Below are 16,694 nucleotides of genomic sequence, written 5' to 3' on the forward strand. Positions count from 1 at the left end.
GCGGTGCAGCACGGGCGGGGCGGATTCGGGCGGCTTGTCAGGCATAAGCGCAAGGTATCGGATGTGACCGAAATTCGATTTGTTGAGCATCGATCATGCGCCGTACATTGGCCCTGCGACAAGAAAAAACAGACCCAATCCAGGAGACAAGACATGCACAGCCCATCGCCTGTTTCATGACGCGCTGACGCGGCCGGCACCAACGCCGCGGCCGCTCTCGCACCTTCACCAAAGCACGCCTTCAGCGCTCCGGACGACCGGGCGTGATGGCCTCTCATTGCCTGCAAGGAAAGTCATGAAAAAACTCCCCGCTCCAACGACTGCGAATACGGGCTGACCTCGTCGCTGTACACGCGCGACCTGTCCAAGGCCATGCAGGCCATGCGCGAGATCGACTTCGGCGAGACCTACATCAACCGCGAGAACTTCGAGGCCATGCAGGGCTTCCATGCGGGCGTGCGCAAGTTCGGCGTGGGCGGGGCCGACGGCAAGCACGGCCTGTACGAGTACACGCACACGCACGTGGTGTATCTGCAGGGTTGAGGGGCCTCCTGGACCGTGGCGTCAGGGCACAGCCGGCTTCCTGCGGTTGCGCGGCGCCTTGGGCGGCGGGCTGCTGGCCTCCAGCTCCCGCGCCCGGGTACGGATGCGCGCAAAGGCGCTGGCCATGGCCTGCAGCTCGGACTCGGGCACGGCGTCCATGAGCTCGCGGTTGATGGCCTGCACCTGCGGGAACAGCTCGGCATGCAGGGCGCGGCCCGTGTCGCTCAGGCGCAGCAGCGCGCGGCGCGCATCGCCCACCTGGCTTTCTTTCCACAACAGCCCCTTGGCCAGCAGCGCCGTGACCGCGCGCGAGGTGCGCGTGCGGTCCAGCTGCGCCTGCTCGGCCAGCTGCGAGGGCTGCAGCTGCCCGGCCTCGGCCAGCAGGCAGAGCATGCGCCACTCGCGCCGCGTAATGCCGTAGCCGCCCTCGCACAGGCGTACCACGCGGCTGCCGGCCGCCGCCTGCAGCCGCGCCAGGTGGTAGAGGAACATGTCGTCGAGCACGGCGGGGTGGCGCCAGCGGTGGAGGTCGGTCATGGACTCGCGGGCCGGTTTCGGGTTTACGCTAGGGATGATGGATTAGATGCATTGTCTGCGGCCTGCGTACATTGGCCGCAAGACAACGACAAGGAGACAAGTATGCCCAGCCCCCTCGCAGCCCTGGCACGTGCCGCCCTGAGTTTGGTCGCCGCCGGCCTGTGCGCGGCGCCCGCCCTGGCCCAGGAATGGCCCAAGGCCAGGCCCCTGCGCATCGTCGTGCCCAATCCGCCGGCCGGCCCCTCCGACATCTCTCTGCGCCCAGTGGCCGCCGCCATGCAGGCCGCGCTGGGCCAGGCCGTGGTCGTGGACAACAAGCCCGGCGCCAACGGCAACATCGGCGCGGCCGAGGTCGCACGCTCCGCCGCCGATGGCTACACCTGGCTGTGGGCCATGGACCCCGTGCTCACCGTCAACCCCCATGTCTACAAGAACATGGGCTACAAGGCCGATGCGCTGGAAACCCTGGTCGTGGCCGCGCGCTTCTCGCAGACCCTGGTCTGCGGCCCGGGCACGGGCTTCAAGTCCGTCAAGGACATGGTGGCCGCCAGCAAGACGCGCGAGCTGACCTATGCCTCGGGCGGCGCGGGCTCGCCGGGCCACCTGGTCATGGAATCGCTGCTGGCCACCTCGGGCGCCAAGATGGTCCATGTGCCCTACAAGGGACCGGCGCCGGCCATGCAGGATCTGCTGGGCGGCCAGGTGGACTGCGGCTTCCTGGCCGGCCCCACGGTCTTGCCGCAGGTCCAGAGCGGCAAGCTGGTCGCCCTGGCCACCTCGGGCAAGACGCGCTCGGCGCTGGCGCCCGAGCTGCCCACCATTGCCGAATCGGGCTTCCCCGAGTTCGACGGCACCTTCTGGATCCTGCTGGCCGCACCCAAGGGCGTGCCGCCGGCGGTGCAAAAGCGCTTTGTGGATGCCATGAACGAGGCCATCCGAGCGCCCGAGCAAAAGGAACGCGCCAAGGCCCTGGACATCGAGATGGTCGGCTCCACCGTGGCCGAGGCCCAGGCGCGCGCCAAGGGACAGTCCGCGCAGTGGGCCGCCCTGGTCAAGCGCATCCACCTGACCAATGACTGAATCAGCCCCGAAGGCATCGCCGTTTTGGCGATACTCCCTGTCCAACGCATCCACTGTCTCCTGGCTCCCATGGCAACCCAGCGCCCCAATCTGATCTTCATCCTGGCCGATGACCTCGGCTATGCCGACCTCGGCTGCACGGGTGCGCGCGACGCGCACAGCCGCGCCACCGACGTCTCGCCCCGCCTGGACGCCATGGCCGCGCAGGGCATGCGCTTCACGCGTGGCTATTCCAACTCGGCCGTGTGTTCGCCCACGCGCTTTGCCCTGGCCACGGGCCGCTGGCAGTACCGCCTGCGCGGCGCGGCCGAGGAGCCGATCGCCAGCGTCCACGGCGACAAGGTGCTGGGCCTGCCGCCCGACCATCCCACCGTGGCCTCGCTGCTGCGCGATGCCGGCTACGCCACCGCCCTGGTCGGCAAATGGCACCTGGGCTACCCGCCGCATTTCGGCCCGCGCATGTCGGGCTACGAGGAGTTCTACGGCTTCCATGCAGGCGGTGCCGACTACTTTGCCCACTGCGACCCGCGCGGCCGCCCCGATTTCTGGATCAACGAGGAGCCGCACGAGGAAGAGGGCTACCTCACCGACCTGCTGAGCCGCCGCGCCGTGGACTTTGTCGAGCGCCAGAGCGCCGACAAACCCTTCTACCTGTCCCTGCACTACAGCGCCCCCCACTGGCCCTGGCTCACGCGCGACGACCTGGAGGAGTCGCGGCGCATCGGCGGCTTCGGCAAGCACACCGACGGCGGCACCATCGAGACCTACCAGCGCATGATCCACCACATGGACGAAGGCATCGGCTGGGTGCTGGACGCGCTCGAAAAAAAGGGCATGGCCGAGAACACGCTCATCGTCTTCACCAGCGACAACGGCGGCGAACGCTTCTCCAACAACTGGCCCTTCATCGGCCAGAAGATGGACCTGCTCGAAGGCGGCATCCGCGTGCCCCTGGTGGCGCGCTGGCCTGGACGCATGCCGGCAGGCGCCGTCAGCGACACGCCCAACCTCACCATGGACTGGTCGGCCACCTTCCTGGCCGCCGCCGGCGTGGACGGCCACGCCGACTACCCGCTGGACGGCATCAGCCTGCTGCCCCTCATGGACGATGGCGCCTGGAACCCCGAGCGCGACCTGTGCTGGCGCATGAAGCACCGCGCCCAGCGCGCCCTGGTGCGCGGCGACTGGAAGTACCTGCAGATCGAAGGCGTGGAATACCTTTTCAACGTGGCCCAGGACCCGCGCGAACGCGCCAACCTGCGTGACCGCGAGCCTCAGCGCCTGGCTGAACTGCGCGCGGCCTGGCAGCAATGGGATGCGTCATTGCCGCCCATCCCGGAAGAAGCCAAGGTGTCGCTGGTGTTCAGCCGGCAGGATCTGCCTTCGGCGACGTTTTGAGGTTTTGTGTGCCCGCAGTTTGCGGGCGAGAAAACAAGGCAGGCCTTGGGGCCTGCCTTGTTTTCTGATGCATCACATTCTCCTCCTGCTGGCTCAGTTGCTGCCGTCCCAGCAGATCCCGCATGGTCAACTGGTCCCCGCCTGCGGAGGAAAGATTCTTCTTGTGCCTCCGGGCCAGTTCCTTGTCCAGGGCCTCGAACTTGAACTCGCTGAGCAGTGCGACCCTCTCGGACTCTTCCAGAGTGGCATTGCCATCGGGAATCAGCGGGCACTGTGCGGCGCAGGTGGCAGTGGCTGCGGAGAGAGACAGGGTGGCGGGCAGGATGCCCGTCAAGGCTTGGGTGATCATGTCGCTCTTCGAAATCTAATGGTTCGATGTAATTCTCATTTCAATTGATTATTGAAGTAATTTATGATTAATTGAGAATATTTTTCAAATCAAATGCGGTATGTATTTGCAGGAGAATAATTGTTATCAATGGGAGTAGATATGCCGTATAAAATATCATTTTCTCGTTGTTCTTGAAGAATATCTTGTACCCATGCTCATAAGTAAATGACAGGACCATTGCAATTTGAAATATATTGCCAATGATCTTGTATTTCTGGCTGCATAAATTGTAAGCAACAAACATTGATAAAGCCATGTAAAATATAATTGCAATCATTCTCATTTTCGGCCTCTGAACCGTATTGAAGTGTTTGCGATCCTTGGAGAATTTCGGAAAGCAGATTCAAGTCTTTTGAAGACATGTCCCCACCACCGGATCGTAATACCGATGCCGGTTGTGGTACAGCCCCATTTCCCTGTCATGGTGCTGCCCCGGCAGCCGGATCCCCTGGTGGATGCCCTGCGGGTTGTACTCCTGCAGCATATTGCGCCAGGGATCCAGCTTTGCGGCCCAGGCCACCTGACCGGTCTGGTTCGGCAGGGCATTGGCGTGCCAAGGTGTCCGCAGTGGTGGATGGCGATGCGCTATTGCTGTTATTTTCCTTTCCTCTGCAGCTGCACCTGCATATATTGCATGCATATGCGTGGCGCATTGGGGCTGCTAGCCACAGCAGGGCCAAGGTGTCGGCAGCTACCGTCCAGCGTGCGGTGCAGGCATATTTTGCTACTACTTGAATAGAATTATCATTGCGTGCTTATTTATATTTTGAATTCTTCGCGGGTTTTAAGTATTGTTAAATAATGCAAAATATAAGAAAAAGACACCAGAGGAGACATATGGAATAAGATAGGATGAAAAGAAAATAAAATAACCTCTATTATTCTTCTTTCTTAGTTCCTTTGAGCCCGCGCCAAATATATATAGTCCACAGAAAATATAAAACAGAAAACCAAATAACAAACTTACACCATTCTCGAATAAATTAATAACCAGCATTAAATTCATCAGGATAGATGCAAGTCCGGCGTATATATCTGAATTTTTTTCAAAATGCACTAAAGATGATTTATGATCTATTTTCATGGATTTCTATCTTTTGCAAATGGACGCCCCGGAGTTCATCATACTTTGCGCAGCAGTCGTTCCTTGCAATACATCCAGAGCAGTGTTCTGCCGGGGAGTGAACATACTTCTGACAGCTGTTTCCTTGATGGGTCCACATCCATACCCCAATGAGGTTGACGTCGGTGTGGCGCCAGTGGGCGTGTCTTCGATACGGATGGAGCTGTCGCAGGTGATAGAGGCTTTCTGCGGGTAGGGGTAGCGGAAGCGGTTGACTCTCATTCAGAGTATGACGTTCACGCTGTGGCTGGTGCTGATTAATCAGATCAGGTAGAGCGAAGAAAGCCCTGTTTTTATCGTTGAGGTCGGGTGGGTCGGGCGATGATTATCATCGCTGGAAACCACATGCCCCATTGCTCTTGGTAGACCAAACTTCAAGGCATCGTCAAAAATTGTTGCTTTGAAATATTGGATTCATATAAATCAATAAATTAAGATGCAAAGATTGGAAGGTCACGGATTTCTAGAGATCCATTGATTGCACGCTTTGCCTATTTTCCACCAAATATATCATTTGCATTAGTCGCGAAATGAACAACCAATCCGGCTGCCCCTATGATCCACCCAATTATTACCATAAATGCACCACCACGCGGCAACCATAAAAAAGCCAAAACCCCACCGACGATTGCCATTAAAAGTCCTATTATCATGAATAACATTCCGTATTCATTGTTGTATATTTTTCTCACAATTAATTCCTTGCGCATATAGTTGAAAATGTGCGTGATTGGCCCGGATAATCCGAATCCACGGGCATGGCAGATATCGGAATGCCAGCATGAATTTAACCTGAAATCGACCACTATACTGGAATCGGCACCCATGCCAAATCCGAAAGGTGCCTGAAAGCCTCCACCCGCACCGACTGCCATATTGGCAGTGCTTGATAATCCCCCAGAAGGGATGCTGGCGACTCTATCTGCCATCCCCAAGGGGCCATCCACATACTCCAACCCGAGCGGATCAGTTCCAATCATTGGGCTCTGGATAAACATACCAATTGCCACCCCCTCTGATACCAATAGTATCCTGATTCACATAACTCCCCCCATCGGATCGTAATGCCGATGCCGGTTGCAATAAGTCGGCCCTGCAAATTTCCGGCAACCCGCATGAACACTGGTTTTTCGCTGGTTCGCATAGGCTGGCGATCCCCCGAGAATCGTTGTATCAGACGCTGATTTCCGGGAGTTCTGTTGATGCCCGAGCCTGCCGACACTGTCGATTTCTTTCGCCCACGCCTGGCCGAGATGATCGATCTGCGCCATCCGCTGGCGGTGCTGGCCAGCCGGCTGCCCTGGGCACAGATCGAGGCGACCGAGGACACCGGTGGCAGCCCGAAGCAGGCGGTGGTGGAGCTGGGGTTCCTGGGCGTGGATGCGGCCAATCCGGGCATCCAGATGATCCATCGGGGCAGGTTCAAGAGCCTGACCGATCAGCAGCGACGCTGGCTCAAGCGCAGGCAAGCCGAGCCTGCCATCGGGAAGGTCCGGTGCTGGCCCAAGGGGCAGACGGGCGATGCGCTGCAAGCGGTGCTGTGCGCAGCGCGCTTCAACTTCCGGTGCCTGCTGCGTGCCATGGCGCGCATGGGCCTCAAAGGCTTTACTTGCGCCTGATCTGGCTCCTGGCAGTGCTTGCGATGGCCCTCGAATCAGCAGCTGCGCGTCCCCAGATGCGCGCCGCCGGGATCACCAGCGCGGCAGATGGAATTTCGCAGGGCCGGCTATTCAGAAATTCATTGAACATGTTGCTGATAATAAATTTCCGCAAGGCAACTGTACGACTGCGATTCATACGGAGTGCGCATGGTCACCCTGGCATGCGTGGGTTGGTTCGCAAAAAGAACATCTTTCCCCTGCAAGCTTCTGGAGTAGAGGACTATTTCTTTTTGAGTCAACAGCAGATGAATCTGGATATTTTCCAAATTCTCGGAAATTTCTCTTCTAACCAACCTGTCTTTGGCGTTGATATAAATAGTTCCGCTGCCTTTTAGAAGAATTTCCCCGAGTCTACACCAGCCAGACACTCTGGCTTTTCGGCTGAGTCCTCTTTGGCATGCGAAGCAGAAAGGCCCATCAATATGGAAAATACACAGAATATGTATTTCATCCTGTATTGCAAAAAATGTTCCCCATAACCAGTCAATTATCAGGAACGCAAAAACATCTAATGATTAATTGAGAACTTCAGATTGCACTGCCTCACATGTCTCATTTTTAAAATCAGATATGATTCCGTCAATCTTTAAAAAGAACCCACCATCCACCTCAATTGAGCAAGCCTTATCAGATTTACAGTTCGTCCAATCTTCCGAAAGTCGCAAAACCTCGTTCTTCATGTCGCAAATTAACAGACTTTCATCTGTCATGTGTTTTTTCATATTTGAGATCCCATGAATTCCATTGGCCGCCCTGATGGCAATATATTGATTATTCAAAGAGTTCATATACTCCATGGTGTACTGATTGTTTTTATAGATGCCAAGCCAATAACCTGCATAGATTGACAAAAACACCGTCACAAGTGCATATGTATATTTCTTCATACAAGCTTATTTCCCCAGATGACGACAACCTCAAGAGTGGCACTTGGCGTTTTTTTCCATGTGCCTTAAAAAAATCCAGAGCAACATTTCTGAATTGGGTGAAACCAGCACTTGTTCTACTCTGTCTTTACCCAAGCGGATCTCAATTTCTCAAAAGATTCATCGAGGACCCTTCTATTAATGCGCCAATCATTTTCGTAAGCTCCGTTGTTTATTCGATCATTCTACTTTTTGGCTTCTCGCCTCAATCTTTCAGCTACCGCTTGGTATTTAACAAAGTGCTCCAAAACAACAATATCATCTGAACTTGCCAAGATTCCCATCTCATTAAAATAGCAGGACATATTTGGATAAAGAATATATCCACATTCATGGGCGTCTATCATTTTTCTCTGCCCCATGGTCTGCTTGACAATCGATTCTTTCTCTTTATTTCTTCTCAAATCAAGAAGAGTTAAATCGCTTGGGTGATCTGCTGATTCCCGGGTACAAATAACCGTTGCAAAGCCCAAATCATCGTCGTAGTTCAAGTAACTCAGCTTACAAAAATCTGGGATATAGACTTTTCCGTCATTGATATCAACAATGGAGTGTTCATGAATATGACTGATCTTCAAATCACCTTCAGCTGATTCAGTACATCCAAAAATAAAAAATACCGTCAACAAAACCACATATCGAAAATGAAATGTGGTTTTTATTTTTCTATAATTAAAGTTTATCACTGCATTACACATCTATCAAAATCCTGGCACGAGGCGGCAGCAAAACGGGCTGGTCATGTGCAATGGCAGAACAATCTATAGAGACATCGCGCTTCTTTCAATGTTGGTGGGTTGCCGGCGACATTGACTGTTGCTAGCACCAGGGACGTGCCAGGTGGTCGCAGTGGTAGTGGTGGATGGCGCTGAGCATAGGATCGCTCCATCTGGCACATCAAATTGGTTTATTTCTTATTTCAAATATGACAAAAATCATGGACGAAATGATGCCGGCGAAAAAACCAAATATAAGATAATAAAAATCAAGAAGATCAATTTCTAGAGATAAATTGAAAAATAATTTCTTAATTGTGATGGCTGCAAGTGCCCCAATAGTTGCGGAGATACAGAAGTAGAAAAATATACCGTATTTGTTTTTTAAATGCACAAGAAATAATTGAAACAAAATATTAATAGGCAATGAAGTTAAAAAGACGAATAAGAAGAAATAAAAATAAATCGATTCATAGTCTTTATCCGTCATTAATTTCGTAAAGAGAAATCCAATGACTACAGATGAAACGATGCTTGGCTGTATTAACTTAATCATTTGCAGCTTTTCGCATATTCGAAGAAATTTTTATCAACTTGGCCCCAAAGTGTGTCTGCAAGTGCACTGTTTATCCCATCCATAGGGCCAACACCTTCCCCGAACGTATGCACTGTCACCTCAGCTGCACTTTCCGAGACCCAACGGCGTACTATTCCTGGGTAGGGTAGGTGCGAATTTTCCGTAACGTTAACGACCATTGTACGATCTGAATTAACTACATTGCTCATTGAGCCAACAGGAATTGCGAAACTGCGCCGGCCGTTTTGTATGGTCTCCCCTTTTGCACCTGGAGCTGGATAACGCATTAGTCCTTCGGGTACGTTTTTAAGAGTGCGGCCACTTGTACTCTTTTTACAAGAATTCCTCGTGTTGTAACTGTGAAAGTCGTTGTTGCCTTCATCAAAAAGCATTACTCCGTTACTGTCTTCGCCTAGCAATCCACCGGATCGTAATACCGATGCAGGTTGTAATACAGCCCCGTTTCCCTGTCATGGTACTGCCCCGGCAGCCGGATCGCCCGGTGAATGCCTTGCGGGTAGTACTCCTGCAGCACCCTGCCCCAGGGGTCTAGCTTTGAAGACATGCCGGTGCCGCAGGGGATCGAGGTGGCAACGGCTGTGCAGCGGGTCCTGGCTGCGCTGTTATCAGTGTTACTAGTCTCTCAGCCAAGTCCAAACCACAGTTGCCTCATCAAACGGGGCAAGACCCAAGATACCCATTTCATCACCAGCACGTTTAAATATGAACCTGTGCGGTGCCGCTGCCAGCATTTGAGCCTGGGGATGGCCAGCCGGTAGCCGCCCTTCCCAGATACCGGATTCGGGTGTTCTTGCTCCAGAACGGCAAGTCAATGATCTGCGCGCAGGTGTTTCAACGGGTACTGCACTGGCTTGCTCAGGTTGTGGAATAGGCGCCGCTTCGCGCCAGTCTCCAGAATGCACCAGGCTGAATGTGCTCAGTCTGTTTTGTTGATCGAAGGTGGCCACGACGCCCCATGTCTGCCCTCCCTTTCCTTTGACGGGGAAACACAGCATGGGGTGCATATGCATCACTTCGTCGGAAGAAGGACTCAACAACTGCATCAAGCTCTCTGGTTCAATGTCTCTAGGCGTGGTGTTTTGAAACCAAGGGCCTTGCCAGGAATATGCATCCAAAGTAAAACTCTGCACCCCCCATTTCAAATCATCTTCAGCAGCTGATGGATTCAGACATTGCAGCGCAAGTGTCAATCCATTTGCTGCAGAACTGAAATGATAAATTCCTTCGTTCATTCGCTTGAAAATAGCGTCTGAAGAAGCATTTTCCAGCTCAGGCAAGAGGAGCAGCCATTCCAGGCGACTCTGGGTGCCAAGCTGCTCGGTGAGAGATATTGGTAAGTCAAGGATTCGGCTATTCATGAATTCGCTATTTATTTATGCATCATCAATGCAATGCATCCCAGAGGTGGATAATATTGCACTCAATCACTACCCGATCCATAACAATGAATTTATCCATTGGCAAAACAATTCAGAAATCAACAAGACCTTCATTGCATGCAAAAACACACTATAGAGGCCTAAACTCTATCCATGGATGAAATATTCAGGCTCAATAAATGTTTGGCTGGATACTATTATGCGCATTCGCGGGCGAGTATAGATGATCACGTGTTTTTTTAGCTGAATTCTCCGTAACTTGATTAACCCAGTTTCACAATGGGTCTTATTTCCACCGGGGACGGTCGATGACATTCCAATGTTCAAGAAGCCGCCGCCTAATTCAACCGCTGGCAACCAGCACCAATATAATTAATCACCAATTCACCACTGCAGTTGATATCCAGTATGTGCATCTCTTGGTGTCTATGTTTTTAATCCCCTGAAATCGGCCACAACAAATCCCTGCTGCTTCATTGCATCGGTCAGTATATCCCGTTGTTAATATTTATCAATTTGTAGGCAGTGCTGGCAGAAGATAAGACATCATCCCATTCTGGTGTTCCTATGTAGAAATCATCCGTCATATTGGTTACATATTTTTCAAAAACATAATTTATTGAAACAACCAATTTGGCAATGGAATCAGCCTCTTCTTTATTTAAAATAATATCTCCTATTGAGTTTTCTGGCGCGTCGCCAAAATCGGTGTCATCGAATATGAAATGAATTGAAGAATCAAGGCAGTCATACTCAATTCCTGACGGATGGATCTTATTGACCCAGGAATTGATTTGATATTCTCTATCCGAAAGAGAGCACAGATAATTCAATAAATCATCTCTCATGTTTGGATATTTCAATTAGGAGAGTTCCATTTTTTCTACTTTACATAGTCAGTCAATGGTATATGCGCTTTTTCAAAATTACTTTCGATTGATCCAACTATCGGATTCCCATCTCGACCTATAACCTTTCCCCCGCTCCTGACTAGCACATGATCTACTTGCTGCACCGGTTGCGAGTTCATTGGATTTCCTTGATCCACTCTCACCCCATTGCCTTTATCATTTGGATCCTGCCAACGCTCCCCAACACCTTTCTTGTTAGGCTTGCTATCGCCCCATGATTTTGGGATTCTATCTCTTACATTTTCTGGAACACTCCACTTGGAGCGACGCATCACTGCAATCCCTGAGCGAGGGATATGACGAGATGTTGTGGCTGGCAATTGTTGCGCCTTGCCGAGGCCGACTGCGCCAGTTCGCGCCCCACCTCCACTCATCGCCATAGCCTCAACGGCGGCCTGATTGAGCACGCGATACGAAGTCACTTCCTGCGGCGTGAGCAACCCTTCGGACACGCCCCGAGTCAAAACCGCCATGAACAGACTCTGCCTGTTCAGGAACTCCGCTCCTTGTAGGGACTTGCCTCCTGCATCCATGCGCGACAGCTTTTCCAACTGTCCCGTGATTTCTTCTTTACTCACATGCCCTTTGGGCTTTTGAAGCAGTGCGGCTACTTCATCTCCAGCAACCCTGATCCTTGCCGAGGTGCCAGGCACGTACAGCGTATAGACCCGCGCGTTGGTCACATTCGGGGTCAGGCTCACTGCGGTTGTCTCGCGCGGGCTGGCTGTGGGCTTGCCTGAGTTGGGATTCAGGGTTGGTGATGCCAAAACCTGTTCGGAGGGCTTTTCTTTGTCCATGTCCGCCCCTCACCGCTTGCAGTTCATGAACACCCGGTCCAGATGCCGCGAGACGGGACGCCCTTCCGCAAACACCGTGGGGCTGCCTTCCTTCGCCCAGACATGTCCCGCGCCTTCGGAAACACTGGAGCTCACGCCGCTGCCAGCATCGCCCTCCACGCCTTGAACGATGCTGTCCAGCATCAGTATCGGCTCCCCCCTGGCAAAGACTGTCTTGGCGTAGAGAGCCAGTTCGTGGTCGAGCGTACGGCTGATGTCGAAGGGGATGACGTCGTCTCCCACTTCGCACCAGTCGGGCTCGCTGTTGATGGCAACCCATTGGGACTCGCGATTGGCTATGTGTTTGTCAGCCATGGATGCCCTTTTATTTGCGCGGGGCCGCTTTGGCCGTGCACTCAGGTGCCAGCCTTTGAGCATGCTCCACTGCCAATGCCGCTCGCCATGCAGAAACATGGTTTGCTTGCGGGTTGCGCCATGGCTCTTGATGGTGACTTCTGCTGCCCAGCTACTGGCCCCAGCTGATACGGGCCGTGCCGCTCCGCTGATCAGGAAGTCGGTGGCGACCTTGTGCAGCAGCACGTCGCCCGCGCGGGTAGTTGTAGAGGCTGAATGTGTAGCCCGTGGCCAGCGCCCGGTGGCAGGACTGGCCCCGCACCCGGCTTTGGCCCGTGAGGCTTTCCTTCAGGCGCACGCGGATGTAGTCCTCGCCGTCGCTCAGCTGGGTGTAGCCGCCCGGCCATTCGTAGATTTCGTGGCCATCATGGGCGTGGCCCGGTGGGTCGCGCCGCAGGTGGGTGAGGTCGGCCCGGGGTTTCTTGAAGTCGTAGTCGTCGCTGTAATGGCGGCCCGATTTGATTTCCTGCTCCAGCTGCCAGGCGTGGATGTTTTCCTGATCGCCTGCGGCGGATTTTTCCGGGGGATAGAAGGGAATGGATTCGCCACCGGGCAATGCGCTGTGCGAAGCAATGATGTCGTCGCACAGCACCAGGGTGTGCTGGCCCGATGCGTGCTCGAAGAAATAGTAGATGCCTTCGTGCTCCATCAATCGCGAGACAAAGTCGCAATCGCTTTCGTTGTATTGCACGCAGTAATCCCAGCTGCGATACGCACGCGTGAGTTTCTTTTGCAGGGGATGGCCATAGACGCCCAATACCTGCTCGATGATGTCGGGCACGGTCTGGTTCTGGAAGATGCGAAAGTCGCTCCTGCGCGTGGCCAGCCACAGCCAGGGGCTCAGGCGGGCCTTGTAGGCGTAGTGGCGATGGTCCTGGCCCTGCATGCCGAAGCGGGTGACGATGCCGTCGATGTAGCGCCTGCCACCGCCCTGGGTTTCTATTTCTATGGTGGCGTTTTTTTCCCAATAGGGCCTTGGGATCGATGCTTTCGCTTTCGCTGAGCATTTCCACATCGAGGCTGAAGAGCTGGCTGATGTTTTCCTGGCCGCGCAATTCACGGAAATGCAGCTGCTCGCCCAATGGCGTGTGTATGGTGACTCTGCGTGTCATAGTGCGCGCCGCCCTGGGGCGGCCTCCCTGCTCTTGGTGAGCGGGGATCATAGACAAGCCGATGGCCATAGGGCAATCAAATGAGGGGTCGGAAATATCCTGGATATGTAAGCAATTGCCTTATCTGGGATGCAAGGTGGTGTTTATTTGGAAAATCATCGATATCGGAATACCCCGATGCAGGCGTTTTGAGAGTCCCTGCTTACAGTGCGTTCTAGCAATGCCGGGCCTCTTAGGGCAGAGCAAGCAGGATTGCAATGTGACATGCACTATATTGGTGCATTTTTGATGATGCGCCATGTGAGTGCCCGCTATCGCCGCATCGGTGCACATTTTTTGCACAAAGCCGGTGCATCGCTGTGTGTTGCAGCGCCGCATTGGGGAGCCGGAAAGGCGCACGCCCCGGCATCAAAAGACTGGCACGGTCCGTGCTTAACCCGGTTGTCACGAAATTTTTCAAACCGGAGGATCCCATGTCCCGTGCCAGCCTCAAGTCGCTCGCCATCGCCTGTGTCGCCATCGCTCCGCTCTGGGCCCACGCCCAGCTCACAGCCAATGTGTCCCTGACGACGAACTACAAGTTCCGCGGACAGGACCAGGACACGGGACGCAACAAGGCTGTCAAGCCTGCCCTGCAAGGCGGTTTCGACTACACCTTCGGCGACAGCGGCTGGTACATCGGCAACTGGAACTCCAGCGTGGACTGGCTCCCCCGCAATTCGCTGGAAACCGATTTCTACGGCGGCTACAAGTTCAAGGCCGGCGAGGTGGACCTGGACTTCGGCGCGCTGCAGTACCTGTACTCGGGCAATTCCAGCGGCAACACCACCGAGCTGTATGGCGCGGCCACCTATGGACCGTTCACGGCCAAGTACTCGCACACCGTGTCCAAGGACTACTTCGGCTGGGCCGGCGAGAAGGCCGGCTCGGGACTGTCGGGTCGCAACACCGGCTACCTGTGGCTGGGCTTCACCCAGGAAGTGATGCCCAAGGTGACGGTCAAGGCATCGCTGGGCTTCACCCGCTTTGCCAGCGACATCAAGGGCCTGGGCGTGCCCAACTACATGGACTACAGCGTGGGCGGCGCCTACGATTTCGGCGACGGCGTGTCGCTGGGCGCGGCCGTGACGGGTGCTAACAAGAAGTCGTACTTTGGCGACGTCAACAAGGCGCGCCTGATCGTGACGCTGACCAAGACCCTGTAACCGGACCTGAGGAGCAAAGCATCATGAAACTGGTGACCGCCATCATCAAGCCCTTCAAGCTCGACGAGGTGCGCGAGGCGCTCTCCGACATCGGCGTGCAGGGCATCACCGTGACCGAAGTCAAGGGCTTCGGCCGACAAAAGGGCCATACCGAGCTGTATCGCGGCGCGGAATACGTGGTCGATTTCCTGCCCAAGCTGCGCCTGGAGGCCGCCGTGCCCGACGCGCTGGTGGACCAGGTGATCGATGCCATCGAGGCCGCTGCGCGCACCGGCAAGATCGGTGACGGCAAGATCTTCGTGCTGCCCATCGAGCAGGCCGTCCGCATCCGTACCGGCGAGACCGGCGACAGCGCACTGTGAGTTTCAACCCCTCGTTTCCCGAAAGACTGCCATGACCAAACGACTTCTTTCCATGGGCCTGGGGCTGGGCCTGCTGGCCGCAGGCGCCGCTGCCCTGGCACAGGAGCCCGCCGCCGCTGCAGCCGTTGCCGATGCGGCCGCTGCAGCAGCTCCCGCCGCCGCGGCCGCAGCCGAGGCACCGGCCCCCGCACTCAGCGCCGGTGACACGGCCTGGATGCTGACCTCGACCATGCTGGTGATCCTGATGGTGATCCCGGGCCTGGCACTGTTCTACGGCGGCCTGGTGCGCACGAAGAACATGCTGTCCGTGCTCTGCCAGGTGTTCGTGATCTTCTCGCTGATCACGCTGCTGTGGGCCGTGTACGGCTACTCGCTGACCTTTGCGGGCGAAGGCAACTTCTTCGGCGGCTTCGGCAAGATCTTCCTCAAGGGCATTGCTCCCGACACGCTGTCCGGCGCGCTGCCGACCATTCCCGAGTACGTGTTCGTGGCCTTCCAGTCCACGTTCGCCGCCATCACCGTGGCCCTGATCGTCGGCGCCTTCGCCGAGCGCATCAAGTTCTCGGCCGTGATCCTGTTCTCGGTGCTGTGGTTCACCTTCAGCTACATCCCCATGGCCCACATGGTCTGGGGTGGCGGCCTGCTGGGCAAGGACGGCGCGCTGGACTTCGCCGGCGGCACCGTGGTGCACATCAACGCCGGTATCGCCGGCCTGGTGGGCTCCTACATGCTGGGCAAGCGCATCGGCTTCGGCCGCGAAGCACTGCCCCCGCACAGCCTGACGCTGACCATGGTCGGTGCCTCGCTGCTGTGGGTGGGCTGGTTCGGCTTCAATGCCGGCTCGGCAGGTGCCGCCAACGGCATTGCCGGCCTGGCCTTCATCAACACCATCGTCGCCACGGGCGCCGCCACCATCTCCTGGCTGGCCGCCGAAGCCCTGCACAAGGGCAAGGCCTCGATGCTGGGTGCCGCCTCGGGTGCCGTGGGCGGCCTGGTGGTCATCACCCCGGCGGCCGGCTTCGTCGGCCCCATGGGTGCCATCGTCATGGGCCTGATCGCCGGTCCCGTCTGCCTGTGGGGTGTGTCCGGCCTCAAGAAGCTGCTCAAGGTCGATGACGTCTGCGACGTGTTCGGCGTGCACGGCGTAGGCGGCATCCTGGGTGCCATCCTGACCGGCGTGTTCTGCGCCTCCAGCCTGGGCGGCATCGAGCCCGCAGACTTCAACATGGGCCATCAAGTGTGGGTCCAGGTCAAGAGCGTGCTGCTGACCATCGTCTGGTCCGGCGTGGTGGCTGGCATCTCCTACAAGATCTGCGACCTGGTCGTCGGCCTGCGCGTCAGCGAAGAGTCCGAACGCCAGGGCCTGGACATCACCACGCACGGCGAGGTGGCGTACTACCGCTGACCGGTGTCCAGGGATTTCCATTGCGGATTGGCCTCGGTGCTTGCACCGGGGCCTTTTTTGCTTTGGAGCCGCTGCAGAGATGGCGCCTTTGCCTTTTCGTCCCTGCTGTTTTGCACCGCCCGCAGAACTTCAAGCGCAGCGTTCAAAAAATTCACGG

15 protein-coding genes and 4 pseudogenes are annotated in these 16,694 nt (G+C 55.6%); 7 read left to right on the top strand and 12 right to left on the bottom strand.

Annotated elements, in window-relative coordinates; genetic code table 11:
- The first annotated feature begins 276 nt into the window (after positions 1 to 276).
- On the top strand, positions 277 to 543 hold the full coding sequence (locus tag ACFPFG_RS19890; protein ID WP_380110306.1) for an aldehyde dehydrogenase family protein: 267 nt from the start codon (positions 277 to 279) through the stop codon (positions 541 to 543).
- Between the two features lie 21 nt (positions 544 to 564).
- Here the strand turns inward: ACFPFG_RS19890 and ACFPFG_RS19895 are convergent, their stop codons facing one another.
- Positions 565 to 1,080 (bottom strand): MarR family winged helix-turn-helix transcriptional regulator, encoded by a 516-nt coding sequence (locus ACFPFG_RS19895; protein ID WP_312373694.1) that lies wholly within the window; start codon positions 1,078 to 1,080, stop codon positions 565 to 567.
- Positions 1,081 to 1,182: 102 nt separating this feature from the next.
- On the opposite strand from ACFPFG_RS19895, the gene ACFPFG_RS19900 reads away from it, so the two are divergent.
- Complete coding sequence (locus tag ACFPFG_RS19900; protein WP_197954521.1) at positions 1,183 to 2,160, top strand: Bug family tripartite tricarboxylate transporter substrate binding protein; 978 nt, start codon at positions 1,183 to 1,185, stop codon at positions 2,158 to 2,160.
- A gap of 69 nt (positions 2,161 to 2,229) precedes the next feature.
- Positions 2,230 to 3,558: a sulfatase family protein gene (locus ACFPFG_RS19905; protein ID WP_183021272.1), complete on the top strand. Its 1,329-nt coding sequence runs from the start codon at positions 2,230 to 2,232 to the stop codon at positions 3,556 to 3,558.
- Here ACFPFG_RS19905 and ACFPFG_RS19910 read toward each other — a convergent pair.
- The 3 genes and pseudogenes from ACFPFG_RS19910 to ACFPFG_RS19920 all read right to left on the bottom strand — a co-directional run bounded on the left by ACFPFG_RS19910 (position 3,524) and on the right by ACFPFG_RS19920 (position 6,070).
- Positions 3,524 to 3,907, bottom strand: a complete 384-nt coding sequence (locus tag ACFPFG_RS19910; RefSeq protein ID WP_380107943.1) for a hypothetical protein — start codon at positions 3,905 to 3,907, stop codon at positions 3,524 to 3,526. The two genes, ACFPFG_RS19905 and ACFPFG_RS19910, sit on opposite strands and share 35 nt — an antisense overlap.
- 403 nt (positions 3,908 to 4,310) lie before the next feature.
- Positions 4,311 to 4,534, bottom strand: a pseudogene (locus tag ACFPFG_RS19915) (RHS domain-containing protein); the annotation flags it as partial.
- A gap of 1,029 nt (positions 4,535 to 5,563) precedes the next feature.
- Complete coding sequence (locus ACFPFG_RS19920) at positions 5,564 to 6,070, bottom strand: hypothetical protein (RefSeq protein ID WP_380107945.1); 507 nt, start codon at positions 6,068 to 6,070, stop codon at positions 5,564 to 5,566.
- Positions 6,071 to 6,355: 285 nt separating this feature from the next.
- Here ACFPFG_RS19920 and ACFPFG_RS19925 point away from each other — a divergent pair.
- A pseudogene (locus tag ACFPFG_RS19925) lies at positions 6,356 to 6,711 on the top strand (IS5/IS1182 family transposase); the annotation flags it as partial.
- Positions 6,712 to 7,248: 537 nt separating this feature from the next.
- Here the strand turns inward: ACFPFG_RS19925 and ACFPFG_RS19930 are convergent.
- From ACFPFG_RS19930 to ACFPFG_RS19965, 8 genes and pseudogenes are all read right to left on the bottom strand, one after another.
- A complete protein-coding gene (locus ACFPFG_RS19930) occupies positions 7,249 to 7,620 on the bottom strand; it encodes a hypothetical protein (protein ID WP_380107947.1) in 372 nt (123 codons plus the stop codon).
- 224 nt (positions 7,621 to 7,844) lie between these two features.
- A complete protein-coding gene (locus tag ACFPFG_RS19935; protein ID WP_380107949.1) occupies positions 7,845 to 8,357 on the bottom strand; it encodes a hypothetical protein in 513 nt (170 codons plus the stop codon).
- Positions 8,358 to 9,373: 1,016 nt separating this feature from the next.
- Positions 9,374 to 9,514 (bottom strand): annotated as a pseudogene (locus ACFPFG_RS19940) (RHS repeat-associated core domain-containing protein); the annotation flags it as partial.
- Positions 9,515 to 9,587: 73 nt separating this feature from the next.
- Positions 9,588 to 10,331 carry a hypothetical protein gene (locus ACFPFG_RS19945; protein ID WP_380107951.1) on the bottom strand — a complete coding sequence of 248 codons (744 nt, stop codon included), beginning with the start codon at positions 10,329 to 10,331 and terminating at the stop codon, positions 9,588 to 9,590.
- 506 nt (positions 10,332 to 10,837) lie between these two features.
- Complete coding sequence (locus ACFPFG_RS19950) at positions 10,838 to 11,215, bottom strand: SCO4402 family protein (RefSeq protein WP_417323507.1); 378 nt, start codon at positions 11,213 to 11,215, stop codon at positions 10,838 to 10,840.
- 20 nt (positions 11,216 to 11,235) lie between these two features.
- Positions 11,236 to 12,060: a hypothetical protein gene (locus tag ACFPFG_RS19955; protein WP_380107955.1), complete on the bottom strand. Its 825-nt coding sequence runs from the start codon at positions 12,058 to 12,060 to the stop codon at positions 11,236 to 11,238.
- A 9-nt stretch (positions 12,061 to 12,069) separates the two neighbouring features.
- On the bottom strand, positions 12,070 to 12,639 hold the full coding sequence (locus ACFPFG_RS19960) for a PAAR-like domain-containing protein (protein ID WP_380107957.1): 570 nt from the start codon (positions 12,637 to 12,639) through the stop codon (positions 12,070 to 12,072).
- Between the two features lie 4 nt (positions 12,640 to 12,643).
- A pseudogene (locus ACFPFG_RS19965) lies at positions 12,644 to 13,565 on the bottom strand (type VI secretion system Vgr family protein); the annotation flags it as partial.
- 473 nt (positions 13,566 to 14,038) lie between these two features.
- On the opposite strand from ACFPFG_RS19965, the gene ACFPFG_RS19970 reads away from it, so the two are divergent.
- Genes ACFPFG_RS19970 through amt form a run of 3 tightly spaced genes read left to right on the top strand, consistent with a single transcriptional unit; the run spans position 14,039 to position 16,537 of the window.
- Positions 14,039 to 14,770, top strand: coding sequence for a TorF family putative porin (locus ACFPFG_RS19970; RefSeq protein WP_013800176.1), 732 nt, complete (start codon positions 14,039 to 14,041; stop codon positions 14,768 to 14,770).
- Between the two features lie 23 nt (positions 14,771 to 14,793).
- Positions 14,794 to 15,132, top strand: coding sequence for a P-II family nitrogen regulator (locus tag ACFPFG_RS19975; RefSeq protein ID WP_012202241.1), 339 nt, complete (start codon positions 14,794 to 14,796; stop codon positions 15,130 to 15,132).
- Positions 15,133 to 15,163: 31 nt separating this feature from the next.
- Positions 15,164 to 16,537 carry an ammonium transporter gene (gene amt / locus ACFPFG_RS19980; protein WP_197954532.1) on the top strand — a complete coding sequence of 458 codons (1,374 nt, stop codon included), beginning with the start codon at positions 15,164 to 15,166 and terminating at the stop codon, positions 16,535 to 16,537.
- Positions 16,538 to 16,694 lie beyond the last annotated feature (157 nt).

It is taken from the genome of Delftia deserti (genome assembly GCF_042653485.1).
GTDB classification, from domain to species: domain Bacteria; phylum Pseudomonadota; class Gammaproteobacteria; order Burkholderiales; family Burkholderiaceae_C; genus Comamonas; species Comamonas acidovorans.